The 20,220-nt window shown below is 52.7% G+C and carries 13 protein-coding genes; 1 reads left to right on the plus strand and 12 read right to left on the minus strand.

The annotated features are described in order from the left end of the window. Positions 1-100: 100 nt before the first annotated feature. From KJW29_RS09040 to KJW29_RS09085, 10 genes are all read right to left on the minus strand, one after another. Positions 101-802, minus strand: coding sequence for a response regulator (locus tag KJW29_RS09040; RefSeq protein ID WP_214629525.1), 702 nt, complete (start codon positions 800-802; stop codon positions 101-103). Then, a complete protein-coding gene (locus tag KJW29_RS09045; RefSeq protein ID WP_246608660.1) occupies positions 799-2,325 on the minus strand; it encodes an ATP-binding protein in 1,527 nt (508 codons plus the stop codon). Before KJW29_RS09045 ends, KJW29_RS09040 begins: the two co-directional genes overlap by 4 nt. 117 nt (positions 2,326-2,442) lie before the next feature. Continuing rightward, positions 2,443-4,773: a histidine kinase gene (locus KJW29_RS09050; RefSeq protein ID WP_214629527.1), complete on the minus strand. Its 2,331-nt coding sequence runs from the start codon at positions 4,771-4,773 to the stop codon at positions 2,443-2,445. Next, the gene (gene kdpC / locus KJW29_RS09055; protein WP_214629528.1) at positions 4,770-5,378 is read right to left on the minus strand and encodes a potassium-transporting ATPase subunit KdpC; all 609 of its coding nucleotides are present in this window, start codon (positions 5,376-5,378) and stop codon (positions 4,770-4,772) included. Before kdpC ends, KJW29_RS09050 begins: the two co-directional genes overlap by 4 nt. 201 nt (positions 5,379-5,579) lie before the next feature. Next, positions 5,580-7,610, minus strand: coding sequence for a potassium-transporting ATPase subunit KdpB (kdpB, locus tag KJW29_RS09060; protein ID WP_214629529.1), 2,031 nt, complete (start codon positions 7,608-7,610; stop codon positions 5,580-5,582). Between the two features lie 25 nt (positions 7,611-7,635). Further along, positions 7,636-9,315, minus strand: coding sequence for a potassium-transporting ATPase subunit KdpA (gene kdpA, locus KJW29_RS09065; protein ID WP_214629530.1), 1,680 nt, complete (start codon positions 9,313-9,315; stop codon positions 7,636-7,638). Between the two features lie 34 nt (positions 9,316-9,349). Further along, positions 9,350-9,427 (minus strand): K(+)-transporting ATPase subunit F, encoded by a 78-nt coding sequence (gene kdpF, locus KJW29_RS36725; protein ID WP_214631058.1) that lies wholly within the window; start codon positions 9,425-9,427, stop codon positions 9,350-9,352. 103 nt (positions 9,428-9,530) lie between these two features. Next, the gene (locus tag KJW29_RS09075; protein ID WP_214629531.1) at positions 9,531-9,977 is read right to left on the minus strand and encodes a potassium channel family protein; all 447 of its coding nucleotides are present in this window, start codon (positions 9,975-9,977) and stop codon (positions 9,531-9,533) included. Positions 9,978-10,392: 415 nt separating this feature from the next. After that, on the minus strand, positions 10,393-11,295 hold the full coding sequence (locus KJW29_RS09080) for a class I SAM-dependent methyltransferase (protein WP_214629532.1): 903 nt from the start codon (positions 11,293-11,295) through the stop codon (positions 10,393-10,395). A gap of 71 nt (positions 11,296-11,366) precedes the next feature. Further along, positions 11,367-11,768 (minus strand): Rrf2 family transcriptional regulator, encoded by a 402-nt coding sequence (locus KJW29_RS09085; protein ID WP_087568665.1) that lies wholly within the window; start codon positions 11,766-11,768, stop codon positions 11,367-11,369. Between the two features lie 296 nt (positions 11,769-12,064). Here KJW29_RS09085 and KJW29_RS09090 point away from each other — a divergent pair, with 296 nt between their 5' ends. Further along, complete coding sequence (locus KJW29_RS09090) at positions 12,065-13,312, plus strand: carbohydrate-binding protein (protein WP_214629533.1); 1,248 nt, start codon at positions 12,065-12,067, stop codon at positions 13,310-13,312. Positions 13,313-13,489: 177 nt separating this feature from the next. Here the strand turns inward: KJW29_RS09090 and KJW29_RS09095 are convergent, their stop codons facing one another. After that, positions 13,490-18,496: an S-layer homology domain-containing protein gene (locus KJW29_RS09095; protein WP_214629534.1), complete on the minus strand. Its 5,007-nt coding sequence runs from the start codon at positions 18,494-18,496 to the stop codon at positions 13,490-13,492. Positions 18,497-18,579: 83 nt separating this feature from the next. Then, positions 18,580-20,148 carry an extracellular solute-binding protein gene (locus KJW29_RS09100; RefSeq protein WP_214629535.1) on the minus strand — a complete coding sequence of 523 codons (1,569 nt, stop codon included), beginning with the start codon at positions 20,146-20,148 and terminating at the stop codon, positions 18,580-18,582. Positions 20,149-20,220: the final 72 nt, after the last annotated feature.

Genomic DNA, 20,220 nt, shown 5'->3' on the forward strand with positions numbered 1-20,220 from the left:
CCTGTTTCGTTCATGTTACAACAAAATGACTGTCCGAGCGGACAGCCAGGTCACTTCTACCATCTAGCCATAAAAAACGCTAATTGTCTATCCTTAATGCCTAATCTTCTACCGCGAACCGGTACCCGATTCCGGGCTCCGTCAAAATGTACTGTGGTCTCGTAGTGTCGGTCTCCAGCTTCTTGCGTAGATGGCCTACGTATATGCGCAGGTAATGCTGTTCCGTCTCGCCATAGTGACGCCCCCATACTTGCTGCAGCAATTGGCGCTGCGTCATCACTTTGCCCCCGTTGGAAGCCAGCGTTTTGAGCAAATCGTATTCGGTCGGCGTCAACTTGACCCGTTCCCCTCCAAGCTCCACGTTTCGCATAGCGAGATCGATCGTTAAGGCACCGAAACGAAGGACGGGTTCGCTGACGGAACCCGCAACATGCCTGAGCGCGACGCGTATGCGCGCGACGAGTTCCCCCATGCCGAACGGCTTCGTCACGTAATCGTCCGCGCCTTCGTCGAGCGCGGCGATCTTGTCCTCTTCCCTGTCTCTCGCGGTCAAGACGATGATGGGAGTCTGCGACCATTCGCGGATTCGCCTTAGTACGTCCATGCCGCCCATATCGGGCAAGCCCAAGTCAAGGACGATCAAATCCGGATGCGACATCGACGCTTGCAGAATGCCTTCTTCGCCGCTGCCGGCTTCGGCCACATCATAGTGATGTGCATGAAGCGTTACTTTGAGCAGCTTGCGAATCTGCGGTTCGTCGTCTATGATCAATATTTTGGCTCCTTTATCGGGTGCGCTCATGGTGCGTCCATGCTCCTCTCCAACATTTGTTCCAGTGACTTTTCCTGGTTTTGCAGCGGGAGACGAATCGTGATGATCGTTCCGCGTCCTCCGTTAGGAGCCGCCGATATATGCCCCCCGTGCAGCTCGACAATTCCCTTGCATATGGCAAGTCCTAAGCCCGTTCCCGGCAAATGACTCGTTTTATCGGCCCGATAGAATTTGTCGAAGACGCGCTCTATCGCAGCCGATTCAATACCCATGCCTTGGTCGGCCACGGCAATCGACACCTCGGCACCGACGGTGAGTACTTCAATGACAATTTCACTTCCGTCTGGGGAGTACTTGATCGCGTTGCTGACCACGTTCGTCAGCACTTGCTCCAGGAGCACTTCGTCTCCGGGGATGGGGGGAACGGTTTCCGCAATGATCACCTTCAGCTTCCTGTTATGTTGGAAGTCCCTGACCTGGGACAGCACGACGCTAATCATATCCTCCGCGTCGCACCATTGCTTGCGAAGCCGCAGCATGCCGCTCTCCAGTTGGACCATTCCGAGCAGGTTGGAGACGAGCCGGTTCATGCGAAGCGCGCCATCCCGGATCGTGCCGAGCAGTTCCATTCGGTCCTGCGAAGTAAACAGGGCATCATTGTCCATTAAAGCGCCAGCTGAACCGATCATGCTCGCCAGAGGCGTTCTCAGCTCATGGGAGACCGAGTCCAGTATCGCGGTACGCAGCTGTTCCGATTCTGCCGTCAATTGCGCCAGCTTCGCCTCCTCGCTCAACTTGACTCTGGCCATGGCAATGGCCGCAAGCCCCCCGAGCGCCTCCAGGAATGAGACCGAGTCCGATGACAGCACGACATCATCCAGCTTAACGCCAAGTACGCCATGAACGCGATCCTCGGTGCGCAAAGGCAAATACAACCCCTTCGAGGCATTGAGCGTCGAAGTTCCTTTTCCCGCTCTGTTACCGTTTCTGTATACCCAATCCGCAATCGTCAGCTCTGCATCGCCACTCCCCCAATCGTCTGGTTGTTTGGTAGATGCCGAAACCGCCAGAACATCCAGGTCGTCCGGCAAATAAATGACGGCTGGCGCCCCTACGCTGATTGATACTTGATCCGATACGTTATGCAGAAGCGATTGAATGTCTGTAAACGCGCTCATTTCTCTGCTAATCGCGTATAACGAGGCGGTATAACCTTCCTTCCGCTCGGATTCCTTCAACTGAGCCTTCAGCCGTGAAGCGAGACTAGCCGTTAAAACCGCTACGACGTAGAAAACGACAAACGTCGATAAATTGCGTAGATCCGAAACGGCGAAGCTGAAAAAAGGCGGGACAAAAAAGTAATTAAACGAAACCAGCCCTAGCGTTGCAGCATAAAGAGAAGGACCTCTCCCGCCGTACACTGCCCCCATCAACACAGGCAGCAAATAAAGCAGAGCGATGTTTACAAGTTCAACCGTCGGCCACCACTTCGAAAACACGAACGTCAAAATCGCGTTCGCAACGGTTACCCATAGGTATACCTGCTGCCTCATGACCTTCATCCCTCACATGTTAACTTTATAAACACCATCATACACAGGAGAACGAAGGCAAGGCAACTCGGCGGCGGAAGATGTTTACCGCTAACTGAAGTACTTCGATTGAAGTTTTTATCTCGTTTTCGCCTCCCGTGCATAGTCGGCTACGACAAGCACATCCATATGTCTCCCGCGGCCCAGTAAGGTCTTTACGACGGAGCCCCGTTGCAAAAATGGCATCCAGCGTCTGGACGGCTGTCCTACGATCATCTGCGTCGTTTCGTATGCTGAAGCCATATCTAACAGGATGCGTGGAATTTCGCATTTCGACTCGGTTACAGCGTATTCGAAACGTCCTCCAAGCCTCGCTGTAAACGTACAAATTTCGTCGACACGTTTCTGCTCTTCCTCCTTAAGCCGAGAATTGGCGTGGATATAGACGACATGCCATACCGCCTTCAGCCGATGCGCGATGCGGAAACCCCGCCTAACGAGCCGTTCCGCGCCCGAACCGAGCGTAACCGCTACGAAGATGCTCTCCCGCCTTCGCCATGGTCCCCGCAAATATTCCTTCCGATCCCACGCTTCCAGCCGTTCGTCGACGTCGTCCGCGATTTCCCTTAAAGCAAGCTCGCGAAGCGCGATCAGATTGCCTTTCGAGAAAAACCGGCCTAACGCCTGTTCGATCTTGTCCGGCGCGTAGATCCGGCCTTCGCGCATCCGTTGCCGCAGCCGGTCGGGCGAGACGTCTATCAATTCGACTTCGTCGGCAATGCCCAGCATCCAATCCGGCACGGTCTCTCTCACCCGAATGCCGGTTATTTGCTCCACGGCATCATTTAAACTCTCCAAGTGCTGGACGTTCATAGTGGAGATGACGTTAATGCCAGCGTCCAGCAGCTCCAATACATCCTCGTACCGTTTTTTGTTTTTGCTTCCCGGCACGTTCGTATGAGCCAGCTCGTCGACCAGCACCACCTCCGGATTTCCCTCCAAAATAGCCGGAACGTCCATTTCCCTGAGCTGCGTCCCCCTGTAATCGATGACGGCTTGCGGCACGACGGGAAGCTCGCCTATTTGAGAGACGGTCTCTTGCCGCCCATGCGTTTCCAGCAGTCCAATTGCAATGTGAACTCCTTTGCGTAAAAGAGCATTGCCTTCTCTCAGCATCGTATAGGTTTTGCCAACGCCGGGGGCGGCGCCAATATATACTTTGAACGACCCTCGACTAATCCGATCGATTCGTCGATCCCTTTCTTGTTCGTTCAATCGTTTATAAAACTCGGAGCGTTCCGCTACCCGGTTAGACTTTGCCGGCATAATACGTTCGCCTTCTTGATCCGACCTGTCTGCCACAAAAAAGACATCCGTACTACAGATCTTATCCAGCAATCCGTTTACGATAGAACCTTGCCGCCATTCCTTCCACGGATCGTGTTTGGAATGTCCCATGACGATTCGCGTTACGCCATTGTTTATCGCGTATTGGACAAGCGCGTCAGAGATGCGGCGCCTGCCGGGGTACGGCAGCTCTGTAAAGGTTGCGCCGATCTTCGAAGTTAATTTCTTTATGGAGTCCTTGAACATGGTCTCTTCCTTGTTTAGCGCAGAGCTGCTTTTTGCAAACGAAACGACATGCAGATCTCCATTCAATCGCTTGGCGATCTGCTGGCCGCGGCGGACATAAATAGACCCGTTCCAGTGATATTGTGCGGATACCAGAATCCTCTCGCTGGCTCCCGATGGACCGGTCAGTCCCAACTCTCCCCGGTGCTTCTCCAAGGATTCGTTGACCTCTTCGGCCATCTGCCGCAGCGCAAGCTCCCGCAACACGCCGAGATTGCCTTTCGCCAGCATGGATGCTGATCGCACGCCGGTCAGACTGCCTTCTTCGATCCGTTTCAGCATCGTCTCCGGCGTGACGTCGATCAGTCTCACTTCTTCGGCGGATTCCAGCGTCTCGTCCGGCACCGTCGCCTCCCCTTGTATTCCCGTCAACTTGTGCGCTACATGCGATACGCCTTCCAACTCGTAGACGTTTACGGTCGTCATTACGCTGATCCCTCTGCCAAGCAATTCGCGTATGTCCTCCAACCGGGTTGGATTAGAGGCTCCTTTGCGATTCCGATGCGCCAGTCCATCGACCAGTACGATTTCGGGATTGCGGGCAATCAATGCCTCCAGATTTAAATCCTTCTGCGGGACATCGTCTTTCTGCCAATGAATGCTTGGCACCCGTTCCAGCGTCCCCAACTGCTCCATCGTTTCGGGCCTCCCCATGGTCGAGACCGCGCAAATCACGACGTCCATGCCTTGCTGCTTCAGGCGTTGCCCTTCCCGCAGCATGTGATAGGTTTTGCCCGAGCCGCTTACCGCGCCGATAAAGATCGTCAATCTGCCTTTGCGCAGCTTGGCTATAGTAGACAATATTTCTTCAGGCGTCTTGCGTCTGTAAGAATTCATGAACGGGAGATCATCGCTTGAAGCGCCATGTTGAGCTTTAATACATTGACCCTTGGCTCGCCGAATAAGCCGAGATCGCGATCTTCCGTATGCGCTTTGACAAGCGAACGAAGCTGCTCTTCCGTAAGATTCGTCAGGCTACTTATTCGCGGAACCTGCACGTAGGCTGACTCAGGCGTGATATGAGGGTCAAGCCCGGAACCCGAATTGCTAATTAGCGCAATCGGGAGTTGTTCGATTGGGACTTCGGGATTGTTCTGCTTCCATTCGTCAATAGACGTCCGAGTTCGCGCCAGCAAATCAGGGTTCGAAGGGGCGTAGTTGTTCGATCCCGACGCATCCGCCTTATAGCCGATACTGGATACGCGGCCATGAAAGTAAGCGGGGTCTGTAAACTTTTGTCCGATCAGTTCAGACCCGACGACATCCCCGTTCCCGTTTTTCAGCAAGCTTCCGCCCGCCTGATTCGGCATGAGCAGCCCGGCAAGACCCGTGCATAGCAGCGGGTACAGCAATCCGCACAAGACAATAAACGTGACGCCCGCTCGGATTGCGATGAGCAAAGACGTTCTCCCCGAACGAAGTTGATCAGTATGATTTGACATTAGTCGCGTCTCCTTCCTTATAGTGCGTGTTCAAAAAGTTCGGTTTTCAGCACCAAGAAGATTGAATGAAAGTAGAAACTGAGGAGCGGAGCGTAGTGGAAGCTACGTGAGCACCGGAAGTTTCGCTTGCATTCAATATTCGATGTCGAATACGCTTCTCGGAATACTTCGTGATCAAAAGTGGACTTTTTGAACAACCTCTTACACCCAAAGTTGTACGATCATATCGATTGCCTTGATGCCTATAAACGGCACGATGACGCCTCCGAGCCCATAGATGATCATATTGCGGCCTAGCAGCTTCGAAGCGTTCATCGGTTGATAACGGACGCCGCGCATGGCGAGCGGGATTAACAGAGGAATAATAATGGCATTAAATAGCAGCGCCGACAAGATCGCGGATACGGGAGATCCCAGATTCATAACGTTAAGCACGCCCATCTCGGGAATCGCAAGCATGAACATCGCCGGGATAATTGCAAAATATTTGGCAATGTCGTTCGCGATGCTAAACGTCGTCAATGCTCCGCGCGTCATGAGCAGCCCCTTGCCGATCGCCACCACCTCAATGAGCTTGGAAGGATCGGAATCCAGATCCACCATGTTGGCCGCTTCCTTGGCGGCGGCAGTCCCGCTGTTCATTGCCAGCCCGACGTCGGCTTGCGCAAGCGCCGGCGCATCGTTTGTGCCGTCTCCGGTCATCGCGACGAGCTTGCCTTGCTCTTGTTCTCTGCGAATAACGGCGATTTTGTCCTCGGGCGTGCTTTCCGCGATAAAATCGTCCACTCCCGCTTCCAGTGCGATCGTGGCCGCCGTCAGCGGATTGTCGCCGGTGCACATGATCGTCTTGATGCCCATCTGCCGCAGCTGCTCGAACCTCTCGCGCATACCCGGCTTAACCGTATCCTTTAAATAAATGAGTCCGTACACGCGGCCGTCGACGGCTACCGCCAGAGGCGTTCCCCCTTTGGACGCAATAGCATTCCCTTTCTCTTCCAGATCCTTTGGAACAGTGCCGCCCGAAGCCGTTACCCATTTCTTTACGGAATCAACAGCGCCTTTGCGAACCTTGCGGCCATCGGCCAAGTCCATGCCGCTCATCCGGGTCTCCGCTTGGAAAGGAATAAACGCGGCGCCTTCTCCAAGCTCGGCCGAATAATTCCCTCCCGTGTTTTTCATGTAGTCAAGCACGGAACGCCCCTCCGGCGTCTCGTCCAGCAGCGAGCTGATCGCTGCCCAACCGGCCAATTCGCTCTCCGTTGCATCTCCCACGGGAATAAGGGCGCTGGCCATCCGATTCCCGTACGTAATGGTTCCCGTTTTGTCCAAAATCATTGTATTAATGTCACCGGCAGCTTCCACGGCTTTGCCGGATGTCGCAATCACATTAAATTGCGTCACGCGGTCCATGCCGGCGATGCCGATAGCCGACAGCAGCCCACCGATCGTCGTCGGGATCAGACATACGAGCAGCGCGATAAGAACCGGTACTTCCAGGTCGACTCCCGCATAACTCGCGATTGGCGGAAGCGTAACGATCACGATAAAAAAGATTAGCGTCAGGCTTGTCAACAGCGTGTTCAGCGCCAGCTCGTTCGGCGTTTTTTGGCGTTTCGCTCCTTCGACCAACGAAATCATGCGATCGATAAACGACTCTCCGGGGTCGCTCGTAATCCGTACCACGATCCGGTCGCTCACGACGCGCGTTCCTCCTGTTACGGAGCTGAAGTCGCCTCCGGCTTCCTTAATGACGGGAGCCGATTCGCCCGTAATCGCGGATTCATCTACGGAGGCCAGCCCCTCGACGATTTCTCCGTCGCCTGGGATCCATTCTCCCGAAGCGACCACGACCATATCCCCTTTGCGCAGCTCCGTGGAAGGAACGACCTTTATCCCGCTTCCGACGATTTTGTTCGCCGTCATCTCCCCCTTCGACCTCTTGAGCGTATCGGCTTGCGCCTTGCCCCTCCCCTCCGCGAGCGCTTCGGCGAAGTTCGCGAACAGCAGGGTGAACAGAAGGATCAGGAAGACGGTTATATTAAATCCGAATTGTCCCCTTGCTTCGAAGTAGTCGGGAAAGATCGTCATCATCAGGACGACGAATGTTCCGGCCTCCACGACAAACATGACGGGATTTTTGATCATGGACATGGGATTTAATTTCTTGAAGCTGTCGATCGCGGCATTTTTTACGATAGCAGGCGTCAACAGCGCTTTGCGTTGCTCATTCATTCTTTTCGTCACCTCATTCTTCGCATTAACGAAGCGTCAGCTGTTCCGCGATCGGTCCCAGAACGACCGCTGGCAGGAACGTGAGCGCTCCGATGATAACAACCGTGCCAATCAGTATGGCTGCGAACAGCCCGTTATCCGTACGGAACGTCCCGATCGTCTCGGGCACCCATTGTTTGGCGGCCAGAGATCCGGCTACGGCAAGCATCGCGATCATGGCGACATACCTTCCCAGCAGCATGACGATCCCGGTAGATATGTTCCAGAACGGCGTATTGTCGGCGAGACCCTCAAAGCCGGACCCGTTGTTGGCGGCGGATGAAGCGAATTCGTACAGAACCTGCGTTATGCCGTGGAAGCCGGGATTCGTGATCGACCCTTGACCAAGCTCGGTCAGAAACGAGATGGCCGTCGGTCCCAATATAATGAGCGGATGCACGAGTATGACGATTGCGATCAGCTTCATCTCCTTGGGCTCGATCTTTCTTCCGAGAAATTCCGGCGTTCGTCCCACCATTAGCCCTGCCAAAAACACGCCGAGAATGGCGTACATCAGCATGTTCACGATGCCGACGCCCTTGCCCCCGAACACGACGTTCAGCATCATCTCGGCCAGCGGCACAAGTCCGCCGATCGGAGTCAGCGTGTCATGCATATTGTTGACCGTACCTGTCGTAGCGGCAGTCGTAACGGCCGTAAACAAGGCGGATTGCGGAATGCCGAATCGCACTTCCTTGCCCTCCATGCTGCCTTGCGAGGCGTCGATGCCTAACTCGTTGATGACCGGGTTGCCTCGCGTCTCCGCTATATATACAGTTGTAAGGAATAGGAGGAACAGAGTCATCATGGCACTGAACACGACCCAGCCCTGCTTGCGATTCCCTGCAAACAGCCCGTATGTATAGGGCAGCGCAGCTGGCAATAACCACATGGATAAAATTTGGATGACATTCGTCAGCGGACTTGGATTCTCAAACGGATGGGACGAGTTGGCTCCGAAAAAACCTCCGCCGTTCGTACCGATATGCTTGATGGCTTCCAGCGAGGCGACGGGTCCAATTGCGATGGATTGCGCCTCCCCCTCCAGAGTCGTAACATTTAAAGTCGATTGAAGCGTCTGCGGGACCTGCAGCGCAACAAGAACAAGTGTTACGAGAACAGCAGCGGGAATGAAAATACGGGTATGCGCCTTGACGAAATCCTGGAAGAAGTTCCCGATTGTCGTTCCTCTGCTCGTTAACCCGCGAATGAACGCGATCGCCACGGAGAAGCCCGTTGCCGCCGACGTAAACATCATCATCATAATGACGGCCATCTGGGAGAAATAACTAAGTCCCGTTTCGCCGCTGTAATGCTGCAGATTCGTATTCGTCATGAAGCTGATGATGGTATTGAAGGCGAGCGTCTCCTCCATGCCGTCGATTCCGCTCGGATTGACCGGCAGCAGATTCTGCGTTCTAAGAACGATGTAACCTATGGCTACTAATACAACGTTGGTAAGCAAGACGCTTAAGGCATAGGCCTTCCATGTCATGCCCGCAAACGATTTTAAGCCAATAAGTTTGTACAACAAGTTCTCGATCGGTCCGAATACGACATCGCTCCGGTTCCGCTTATTCGAAAACACGTGATAAACGTAAGTGCCTAGCGGCTTGACAAGCAGAATAATCACGATCAAGACGATGGCGATTTGTACAATGCCCATGAGGCATCCTCCTTCGGGTACGGTTTGGGCCGGATCAGAATTTCTCCGGATGGATCAGCGCGTATACCAAATAAACAAAAACGAACAGGGCACAGATCAGCAGCAAGGTCACCGGGAATCCTCTCCTTTATCTTCAATGACATGCCCGCACCATGCCGTGAATCCGTAAAATACGACAAACGCGGCAGCCAGCGTCGCAGCCATATACACATCCATCATTTCGTGTCATCCTCTCCCATTGGTTCTTGATCCGTCATCTCGTCCGTAATTAAGAAGTTGGAATCCTGGCCGCTTGCATAAATAACGTAGTTGGCGCCTAGACCTCGATACATCAGCTTGGGCCTCACCTGTTCCGTAATGACATAGATGGGATTATTGCTCCACTTCCTGCAGATCAAGAGATAGCGGCAGATTTGATTCAAGCTTCGTTCGAACAAATACACTCGGCCTATGCCGATATCGGGGGCCGCCGACCAGACTCCTTCGTCCGACGTGTCCACAGCAATAATCGTCTCGACGCCTAATCCCAGCAGCCGCTCGTATTCCTGCTCATTGTTGACGATCGCTGCAAAAGGGATATGCCTATGGAGAAGAGCTCTAACGAACTGCTCTCCCCTCAGGTTAGGAGCCGAAACTAATAGGACATTTTCGTGTTTGTTCATGTTCGTTTTCTCCTCTGTTTGCTTCTGGCATAAAGCCGAAGCCGCGGCATTTCATGAAGTCCGGATTCACACTTTCATCTTAGAACGGGTTCGGGTAAAAAGGGGGTAAAGAAATAACGCCTCGATATAAAAAAAATATATAAATCGCCAATACTCCTCTGGACGCAAAAAGGTCCTTGAGCAACATGCATGCTTGCTCAAGGACCTTAAAGTGCGAGTTCAAAAAGTTCGGTTATCAGTACCGAGAAGATTGGATGAAGCTAGAGCCTGAGGAGCGGAACGTAGTGGAACTACGTGAGCACCGGAAGGTTCGGCTGAATTCAATGTTCGACGTCGAGTAAGCTTCTAGAATTACTTCGTAATGGTAAGCGGACTTTTTGAACAACCTCTTATAATGTTATTTGCTGCTAATCGCTTAAGCTTGACGAGGCTTTCGCGTATACATGCGTTGATCCTGGAGTCGGATGAGCACCTTCCCGAATCGTCCGCCCTCCTGGTATTCCACATGACCGTCAGGGTATGTTTGCTGCAAATATTCCGAAATGATGGATAGGCTGTTTTCGTCCGCCGGCAGACCGTGGATCTTCAGCCAGTTTATTACCTCCTTATAAGCAGTCTCACGGTCGCTTTTTGTCGTTTTGACTTCACGGGAAAGGATGGATTCGAACGAATATCCCTTCAGATAGAGCAGGTGCAGCAAATAGGCAAATTCCATGATTTCGTCACGAATCGGCTCCTGTGTGACTAGTGTTCGCACATCATCCAGAAGGCTATGCTCCCTGCGTCCTGCCGGCATGCTGATATAACAGAAACCTCGGGCGCAGCCGAGTACTCTCTCCGCGCCTTCCCAATCGTTAATGACTGGACACATGGAGACGAACACGAGATCGAATTTATTTAGCCAGCCTTTGCTCTCCAGGTCGATATCTTCGAAAGGTTCGGCGATCACTTCGACGCTTCCTTCGGGCAAGTCCTGAATATTCTCTTGCAGCAGCTCTCTCAGAGGACCGTTTGGCTCGACGGCCGTGACGCGGGCTCCCCGCTCCGCGAACGCAACAGAGAATCCGCCGGACGCGGCTCCAATATCCAGCACCGTCATTCCGTTAAAGTCTACATTCTGGCCTTCAATCCAGCTCAAGATACGATTGGTACGTTTTTTTCCCCCTTCGCTAAACACTTCCTTATTGAATGCGACCGCTCTTTTATCAAAGACGCGTGTCGGGTCCATGCCTGCGTTCAACATTTTGTTAACGGCGGTATTACGGTCTTCCTTCCAGGCTTTCTCCCACACGGATGCGTCAAAAAAGGTATTCATCATTATTCCTCCAATTTTATTGAGATTTTGTAGAGTTTTTATATCTATGATTGAAGCCGAGAAAAAAACGTCCGTTAAGGCACGTTTTTTATCGACTGGGCCAAATCGTATATGGTCTGTTCGCGCAAGCGCCGCTCCATCTGATCTTCCGCAGCCAGCACCACCTTCTGAATGACGCATTCCGGACCATGGTCCAAGCTGCATTCAAACAAAGAGGTCGTACCTTCAATCGCATGGATGATATCGAGGAACGATATTTTTTCCCAATTTCGTTTGAGACGGTATCCTCCGCTCGCTCCGGATGCGGATTCGATCATGCCGGCTTTGACGAGCTTCGTCAATATTTTGGACAGATAGGTTGGCGAGACATTCTGCTTTTCCGCAAGCTGCTGGACGCCTATGGGCTTCTCCGGCGTGGCTACGGCGAGAAAAAGCATACTGTGAAGCGCGTAATTCGTCGCTTTGGAATATTTCAACGGTATCCTCCTTCCGAATTTATTGCAGATATAATGAGTCTATAATAACCCCATTATAGGGTTTCGTCAATTCCGCTTTCGAATTGAGGCTAATTTTCATAATATCGACCAACTTGTTAATGGCGGTGGCAACATGATAATGGATTAGAATTCCAATAAAGGACAATACATGATTCCTGCATGCATTGTTATGATTGATCTACGCAATCAGCACCTAGTCTGGAGGAAATAATCCTGGACCTGGTGCTGTTTGTCGTCATAGTACAACCATATTCCAACGATCGGGAGGTAATTTGATGAGAAGGAAATTGATTTTCGCCGCATTGATGCTGTTTCTGATGATGGATGCCGTCGCGGCGGTCGCGGCTCCCAAGGTGAACACGTTCGAGAGGCCGGCGGCGGGAAGCGCCTATTCGCTGAGCGAGTGGGGCTTCGACGGCTGGAGTGCGCCTTGGGACAACGGCATGAGCAATCGGACCATGATTGACACCGCATTTTCCCACACCGGAGGCAAGTCGCTGCGCGTATTTTACCCCAAAGATCAGATCGGCCCCGCCAATTCGGGAGCTCAAGCGCCATTTGCCGTAACGCCAGGCCAGGAATATTATCTGTCCTATTGGGTGCGATTCAGCAGCGACTTCAGCTGGGGCACAACGGAATTCGCGGGTAAGCTGGGACTTGGCCTCGCTGGCGGAGGAGCATGCTCCGGAGGGATTCCTTGTACTGGCTACAACGGCTTCAGCTCCCGCATCATCTGGCGCAGCGGGGGCCAGGCGGCGATCTATTATTATCATATGGGCAACGGCGGCCAATACGGCGATTACGCCATTCTCAAGAACAACAATGGTTCCGACATCTATTATCAGAAGGGGCAATGGATCAATATCGTCCAACGGCTGAAGGTTAATACCGTCACAAATGGCAACGCTAACCCGGACGGACAGATCCAGATTTGGTACAACGGCGTCTCTGCCGCTAACATCTCGGGACTGCGCTTCGTGCGCAACGCGGACAAAGTAGACAAAGCGTACTTCTCTTCCTTCTTCGGCGGCGCTACGCCCTCCTTCGCTCCCGTAAACAATTCGTATGTCTGGTACGATGATATCAAAGTGTCGACAATGAAGTCGGATATTTGCGAGTTGGATGTCGGCGGATGCGTAAGCCGATTCTACCAGGCCGAAAATTATTCCAACATGAAAGGCGTCATGACGGAGCCGACTCCTGATACGGGAGGCGGCCTAAATGTTGGAGGCATTGACGCAACCGATTGGATTGCCTTCAGCAATGTTTCCATTCCCACGGCCGGCACTTACCTGGTGGAATATCGTGTAGCATCCCCTAATAATGGCGGGCGAATCTCGCTGGATATCAATGCGGGCGGTACCGTTCTCGGTTATGCGGACGTCCCCAATACGGGCAGTTGGTCCAGTTATCAAACGATTACGCATACAGTGCAAATCCCAGCCGGAACCCACCAATTCGGTATATATGCAGTCGTCGGCGGGTTCGACATCAACTGGTGGAAGCTGACGAAGCTATATTAATGCACTTGGTTAAATCCTCGTAATAGCCGACCCTAAAGTCGGGACTGACTTTAGGGCCAACTGAACAAACATCATTTCACACCGCGATACAACAAAAATCCCGGCACAGCGCCTGTCTTCTGGAGACAGACTTCGTGCCGGGACATTCTCAAAATATTAGCAGTTCTTTCATGGTGGTTACTTTTCTTCCTCCAAATAATGAACCAGTCTTAAAATAGCGGTGATGGCTTCCGCCCTCGTCACCTTATCCAAAGGCGCGAATAGGTTGCCCGTGCGGCCGTTCATGATGCCCAATTCCTTAAGCAATCGAGCTGCGGGTCTCGCCCATGCCGGAATAGTCGCTTCGTCGGCGTAGCCGGAAGCCAAATTCACATTAGGCGCGTCGGTGCCAAGCGTTCTCGCAAGGATTACGGCGAGCTGTGACCGCGTTAATTCGTTCTTCGGACGGAACGTTCCATCCTCGTAGCCGGACATCAGTCCCATTTCATCCGCTAGTGCAATAGCTCGCGTTGCCCACGATGATAGATCAGCACCATCCTTGAATGCTGGAGCGGCCGAAGCTTCTTCGTTCGGTCTGAGCGCATTCATGATCATCACGATAAATTGTTCTCTTGTTACGGACTGATTCGGACGGAAGGAACCGTCCCCGAATCCTTGCGAGATGCCGCGCTCGATCGCTTCATTAATCTGTTTGTTCGCCCAATGATCCCCAATATCTCTCACCGCCGGCTTTGCGCTCGACTTCGGCGTAGGAGCCGGAGTAGCAGACGGTTTAGGCGTGTTTGTAGGTGCCGGAGTAGCCGAAGGTCTCGGCGTGCTTGCTGGCGGCGGCGTTGATCCTGTCGACTCCGATGGCGACGGCTCCGGCGTCACTGCAGGCTCTTCCTCCGTCTCGACATGAATCATGACGTACCCATTGTTCGATGTAAACGAAATCGCTTCGCCGTTCCAACGAACCTGCTCCGCGCCAGGCGCATAGACGATAAACGTCCCGCGATCAATCTCTACGCCATTGTTTAATGTGACACGAAGAGTCGCACCGTCCATATAAGCAAGCGGACTAACATCCGAGGTGTCCAGCTCGGCGCCCTCAAGGAATACATATTGAAGCTGTCCCGGCTCAAGCTCTCCGAACTCGTATTGGAACAGATTCGTGCGCCCATCCGTCAGCTTCACTTCAATCTGTTCGATGGGCTTCGAGTTCAGCCGACGAACCGACTGGATCTTGCTCTCGCCGCTAAAGGGCTCCACTACCGACACGTAGCGGGCCTCCGTCCCGTTCACCCGGTTGACGACCGTTGGCGTATAAGCATCCGTATCGTTGCCAGGACCCGGCGACTCGCCCACAATCATCGTAGTCGGCTGTTGTTCAGAGCTCGTCAGGCTGAACAGCTTCAGGCCGTTGCCTGCCGAAGTACGCCATGTCCCTTCCCAGATGCCGTCTGCCTGCGCCGATTGTCCATTGCGGAAAAAGGAATAAGCATCCTCCGTGCCAAGCGGCTCAGTCATCGGTTCCATCTCGGCGTCCGTCTCGAAGCTTCCGATTCCCCGCATGATCCAGTCGAATTGGCGTTCGCTTGCCGATGCCACGTCGAACAAGTCAATCATATAGTCCGGGGTAACAGCTACGGTACGTTCGTATTGGCTTATATTGTCATACGCTTTGCTCGATGTATTCGTCATAATGCCGAATCTCTCCGAAGGGAGATACAGCTTGGTCGGTTCGTAGCTTTCAACATTATTGACGGTAGGAATATTTTGCGTCTTCCCATCAACGGCTACGGTATTGTGGGAGAAGGTCATTTTGTAATAAGAAGTATACATGGAATTACTGTAAGGCGGAATGCCGAGATCGGGCGCCAGACGCTCGCCTTTGCCGAAAATATCGAGATGCAGCTTGTCCGGATGCCCATGATACCCGCCGTGCAGACCGTAGTCGACCAAAGCGAACAACTGGTCGTTGCCCTCGCCTACGCGAATGACGGAATGGCCCAAACCTTCGAAATTCAAGCTTTCGGAAGGCAAGCTTCCTCCTGACGCGATATCCGTCTTGCCGTAAAACACCGCCTGCTCGCCGACGATTCCGCTGGAGGAATTGTTCGGAACAACATAACCGCCGCGCGGTCTCTCCTTGTCGATATACAGCTTATTCAGCAAAGCCGCATAAGAAGAATCACTGTATTCGGCATACACAGCTTCGTAATCCATCGGCACGACTCGGCCGGGAGCGCCCAGATTCGTCGGATATTTGCCGGAATCGTTGCTGTTGATGATGCCGAGGTCGGGATAGGCATACTGCAGCGTGACGTCAAACGTCTTTTTGAAGTTCGCGTTGCCGAACAGATCGTAGCCCATCTCCTTAAGGGATTGCGCATGAAGCAATAACGCCATCTGAGCGTAGAAGTGATAGCCGATGGCTCCCTCGTACCAGAAACCGTCGGACAATACGCTGTTCGTCATTTGATAATCGAAGCCGCTTCGACCCAGGACGGAGAAGTCCATAAGCGTCTTGTCCTCCAGCACGGCGCCGATGGCTCCAATCGCGGCGTTATGCCACGTTTGCCAGTTGGACTTGCCAACATCGTAGCCTTGCAACGTCTTAGCCGACGCCGCGAACAAGTTCTGTTCGATGCCATATGACTCTGCAATGTCAAGCACTCCGCTTGGCTTGATGAGATCATAAGCTTGCACGAGCTGGATCATCTGAACCGCTTCGTCCAACGTCTGGAAAAACAGCTTGCCGTATTGCGGCTGCACGGGATAACTTGGATACAGCTCGGAATAACGGACCAGGATTTCCTTCGCTTTCTCGGCGTATTTCTCTTCGCCCGTCAACGCATAAACAATGGCGAGATTGCGCGCCGCTTCCGTATTCAGCGTGTGGGTCGTAAACCGCCAGCCTGCATCGACCTGATCGCCCGTTACGTATTCATTGGTGGCGGGACATAGATGGCTGTTAGGCGAATCGTAGTTGTACGTCAAAGTCACGTCGCCGCAGACGAACCAGGTGGTCTGCCCTGCCGGCTGAGTCGGATAATAGATTTTCTTCTCCAACCAAACATCCGCTTTCGCCTTAACGGCTGCAAGATAGGCGGCTGCCCAGTCGTAATGCTCGATCTTCTCCCTGGATTCCTCCAGTTGCTCCTTCGTAGTCATGATGTACGGATGCTGCTTCGTCGCGATTCGCTCCGAGCCTACGGTGACATTGAGCTCAAGCTTCAACGCTTTGCCGCCTGCGGAAGGCTGAACGGAAATAATCGCCTTCCTGGTTTCGCCAGGCTCAGCGTCCGCCGGTACTTGTACTTCGAATTCGATGTCAATTGCGCGTCCTACCTCAACAACTTCCGTTACGCTGTCGTACGTGACCCGATATTCCGTACCGAAGCCGGACTCTGACGTCAAGTTATAGGCCGTGTTCGCCTCTCCTATGTTTTTAAGGGATAGGCTGTAATGCAGAGTGCTGCCCGGGAGCGCGCTTTGGCTGATTTGTTTGATGGAAGGCTCGACCACGTTTTTGGCTAAAGCAAGATTGTCAAAATAAAGCTTATCTGTGGGATCCGGCGCGGGATCGGAGCCGTACCATTGCGGGTGGACGATCAGCTTGCTGATCTTGTTCATCTCCGCGGTTCCCGTTGAGTTCAAAAACTTGTTGAACGGCAGCTCGATTTTTTTCCAGCCTTTCCAATCGACAAAAAAGGATGTCATAAAATATTCGTTGCTCGGCGTTGCGGGATCGTTGGCATATAGCAGAAAATAAACTTTTTTGTTGGAGGCCTTCTCCGAATACAGCCAGAACTCGATTTGATCGTAATTCTGCCACTGGATTTGGTTAAGCTCGGTAATATGCCCTGCGTTTGCCCCATCATGCCCGACAATGTCGATCGGAGTCGCGGGATTCGCCCAATAACCGGAGTATTGGCCGTCAGCCGGCGAAGCTGCGTTGGTCGTATTGGTCCAACGGATAGAGCCCGTCGTAAAGTTTTCATTGGTGCCGAGCGGCGTGCTGCCCGCACTGGACAGATCAATCGTGTAGGCATATGCCATCAGCTCGCTTGAGTAGCTTCCGATCATCGCCTTTGTCACAAGCACGGCGTTCTCGTCGACCACGATCGGGCCGTTGTACAACCGGTAAGCGGAATCCTCCTCGCCTTCGTATTTATAATAAATTTGCGCATCTTCCGATTCGGACGTCAATGTAACGTTCTGTACTTGCGGGAAGGTTCCCGCTTCGGGAGCTGCCTTGACCTCGCCGACGAAGTTCGGATCGATATCAACCGTGTAATTATAGGTCGTTTCGGCGCTGCTCACGCCGTTCATGACGGACTTGACGACCAACTCCGTTGTTTGAGTCAGTTCCAGAGCGCCGGAATACAGTTGGAAGTCGCTGTCTACTCCTGAACGTTTGTAGTAAATGCGGTTCGCTCCAGGCGGCGTGGACGCGCTGACGAGATTCACTTTCACTTTGTTCATATAGGTGCCGCTAGGCTTGTCCGCCACGGCTGGGAACAATTCGCCGCTTCCGGTCAGTCGGAAGTCATCCAGATACACCGCCAATTCGGGGTCATTGGTCGTGCTGCCGAGCGCAATGGGATTAAATCGCAGATAATCAAGAGGACCAAACGGTTTTGGAGCCCCCGTAATCTGCGTTTTTATCGTGGCCAGCGGAATTTCGATTTTTTTCCAACCCGTCCAATCCAGCATCAGTCTGTAATAATAATAGGCCGACGCGTCGCCTTTCATATAGAAACGAATTTCCACCGGTCTGTCGGTTTGATTGCCGGTACGCTGTTTGACCGAATAAGCCCAGAACGAAAGATTATCGTAGCTGTTCAAGTCGACGCTGGGGTCTTCCTTGGAATAAATCATGGCGCTTCCCGGAACCAGACTCCCCGGGTTGGCTTGATCCGGAATGGCCAAAATCCATTTTTTTGAACCCGACCCTTCGTGGACGTAATCCGGATCGGTATTGATTTGGACCGCGAGACCGGAGGTGCTTGTCGTATCGCCGGCTGTATTATGCGCGCTGGAGTCCATATTGTTCATTTGGAAATCCAGATCGAGCGGAATCCCTCCCGCCGCTTGAACCGCGGTCGGCATAACCAGATTGGCAGATGTTATTAAACCTAGCAGCAAAGTGATTACAAGCAAGAAAGATAACGGTTTCATACTCCGTGATGATGCCACTAATCCTCATCCTTTCGCTTGACAGTTTGTCAGAAGACAAGCCCCGTTAAAGCTAACGAGGCTTGTCGAATCATTGCAAAATATTACTTTACGGCCGCAAGCGCACGTTCATGCGCCGTCTTGTACAGAGCTACGATCTCTTCGTAGCCAAGCTTCTTTTGCTCTTCCACGAAGCTGCCCCACTCATCGAAGCTGCGCGTGCCCATGATAAACTTCGCGAAGTTTTCATCTCGGTTGCTGTTAAGCGAATCGCCTTTCGTGCTTAGAATTTGCTGCTCTTCCGGCGTAAAGGAGATGGAGATTTTTGGATCGCTGTCGTACTTGGGCGCTTCCGCGTAAGCAACCTTCAGCTCCGGTGACGACAGAGAAATGTGGGCGTCGTAATCGAACCAAGCATAAGTACCGTCCGTAGACAGTCCAGTCTTCTTACGCATGTCGGCAACGTCGGCGTATTTCTCGATGAACGCGCCGTTCGAGGATGTCTCGCCTTCTATGCCCCAGCTGGACAATTGTTTGCCTTCTTCGGAATAGAAGAAATCGATGAATTTCACGGCATCTTCGATTTTGTCCGTCGTAGACGCGATCATAAAACCTTCTTCGCTCGTTTGCGTATACGCGTTCTTCTGAGGTCCGCCTTCCCAGCCTGCAGGCGGCGCCATAAAGTTCATGTTAAACGCGGCGTTAGCCGGACGAAGCGCGTTGTTGTAGAAGTCGATCCGTCCGATATAATCCAGCGTGACGAACGCGCGATCCGTCGATACGATGTCTTGCCACATCTTCGTGTCGATCGTCAGGAAGTCTTTCGGAATCAGATTATCTTTGTAAAACTTATTGAAGTACTCCAGCATTTTTTTGTACTCTTCTTGAATGGCCGCATACTTCCACTCGCCTGTAGCGTTATCATGGATCACGCTCGCCTTGGAAACTTCGACGTCGGCGGACACGTTAAAGGCCGCGCCGAAGTCGTAGAAGTAACGAAGTCCGTTACGGAACGTAAGCGGATAGCTGTCCGGATACTTCTCTTTGAGCGTTTTCAGGACCGTGTACAGCTCGTCCCATGTTTGCGGCGTTTGCAGCCCGTTCTCCTTAAAGATATCTTCGCGATACATCCAGACGCGGCGGTTCGTATCGCCGATGCCTTGATTCGGCGTCATGTGCATCTTGCCGTCCGCAGAAATAAAGTTTTGTACTTCTTGCGGATATTTCTCCATAAATGCTTTGAAATTAGGCATTTGATCGACATAATCCAAAATGTTGGCCAGTGCTCCTTGTTGGCCGAACTTGTCAGCCGCCGCTTTGGATTGAATCCACATCAGATCCGGCATTTCGCCGCCCGCGACCGCCAAGCTGATGGAATCCTCCAGCAGGTTGCCGGATGGAAGCTGGATATCGAGCGTAACGCCCGTCTTCTCCTTGATCATATCCCATACCATCCAGTTTTCGTCGTACGGCCAGCTCGGATTGCTGTAATTCAAAAACGTGAGCGTCGATTGCTTAAGCGGCTCGCTTGTCGCTCCGGCGCTGTCGCTCGGCTTCGTCGTCGCGCTAGCGTCAGGCGTATTGCTTCCATTGTTGTTGCCGGAACAGGCGCCCAGCGCCAAACTTGATCCCAGCACGGTTGCGAGCATAACGGTTGACCATTTCTTCTTCATACTTTGCCCCACTCTCCCTTAATTTGGTGTACAATGACTTGCCCGCTTGCTTGGTGTTACTTCCCATGGATT

This window comes from Paenibacillus agaridevorans (assembly GCF_018604145.1).
In the GTDB taxonomy this organism is placed as follows: Bacteria; Bacillota; Bacilli; order Paenibacillales; family Paenibacillaceae; genus Pristimantibacillus; species Pristimantibacillus agaridevorans.

Excerpts from the sequence above, each read along its gene's own strand:
- KJW29_RS09040 (WP_214629525.1), bottom strand. The coding sequence starts at position 802 with ATGAGCGCACCCGATAAAGGAGCCAAAATATTGATCATAGACGACGAA.
- KJW29_RS09045 (WP_246608660.1), bottom strand. The coding sequence starts at position 2,325 with ATGAGGCAGCAGGTATACCTATGGGTAACCGTTGCGAACGCGATTTTG.
- KJW29_RS09050 (WP_214629527.1), bottom strand. The coding sequence starts at position 4,773 with ATGAATTCTTACAGACGCAAGACGCCTGAAGAAATATTGTCTACTATA.
- kdpC (WP_214629528.1), bottom strand. The coding sequence starts at position 5,378 with ATGTCAAATCATACTGATCAACTTCGTTCGGGGAGAACGTCTTTGCTC.
- kdpB (WP_214629529.1), bottom strand. The coding sequence starts at position 7,610 with ATGAATGAGCAACGCAAAGCGCTGTTGACGCCTGCTATCGTAAAAAAT.
- kdpA (WP_214629530.1), bottom strand. The coding sequence starts at position 9,315 with ATGGGCATTGTACAAATCGCCATCGTCTTGATCGTGATTATTCTGCTT.
- KJW29_RS09075 (WP_214629531.1), bottom strand. The coding sequence starts at position 9,977 with ATGAACAAACACGAAAATGTCCTATTAGTTTCGGCTCCTAACCTGAGG.
- KJW29_RS09080 (WP_214629532.1), bottom strand. The coding sequence starts at position 11,295 with ATGATGAATACCTTTTTTGACGCATCCGTGTGGGAGAAAGCCTGGAAG.
- KJW29_RS09090 (WP_214629533.1), top strand. The coding sequence starts at position 12,065 with ATGAGAAGGAAATTGATTTTCGCCGCATTGATGCTGTTTCTGATGATG.
- KJW29_RS09100 (WP_214629535.1), bottom strand. The coding sequence starts at position 20,148 with ATGAAGAAGAAATGGTCAACCGTTATGCTCGCAACCGTGCTGGGATCA.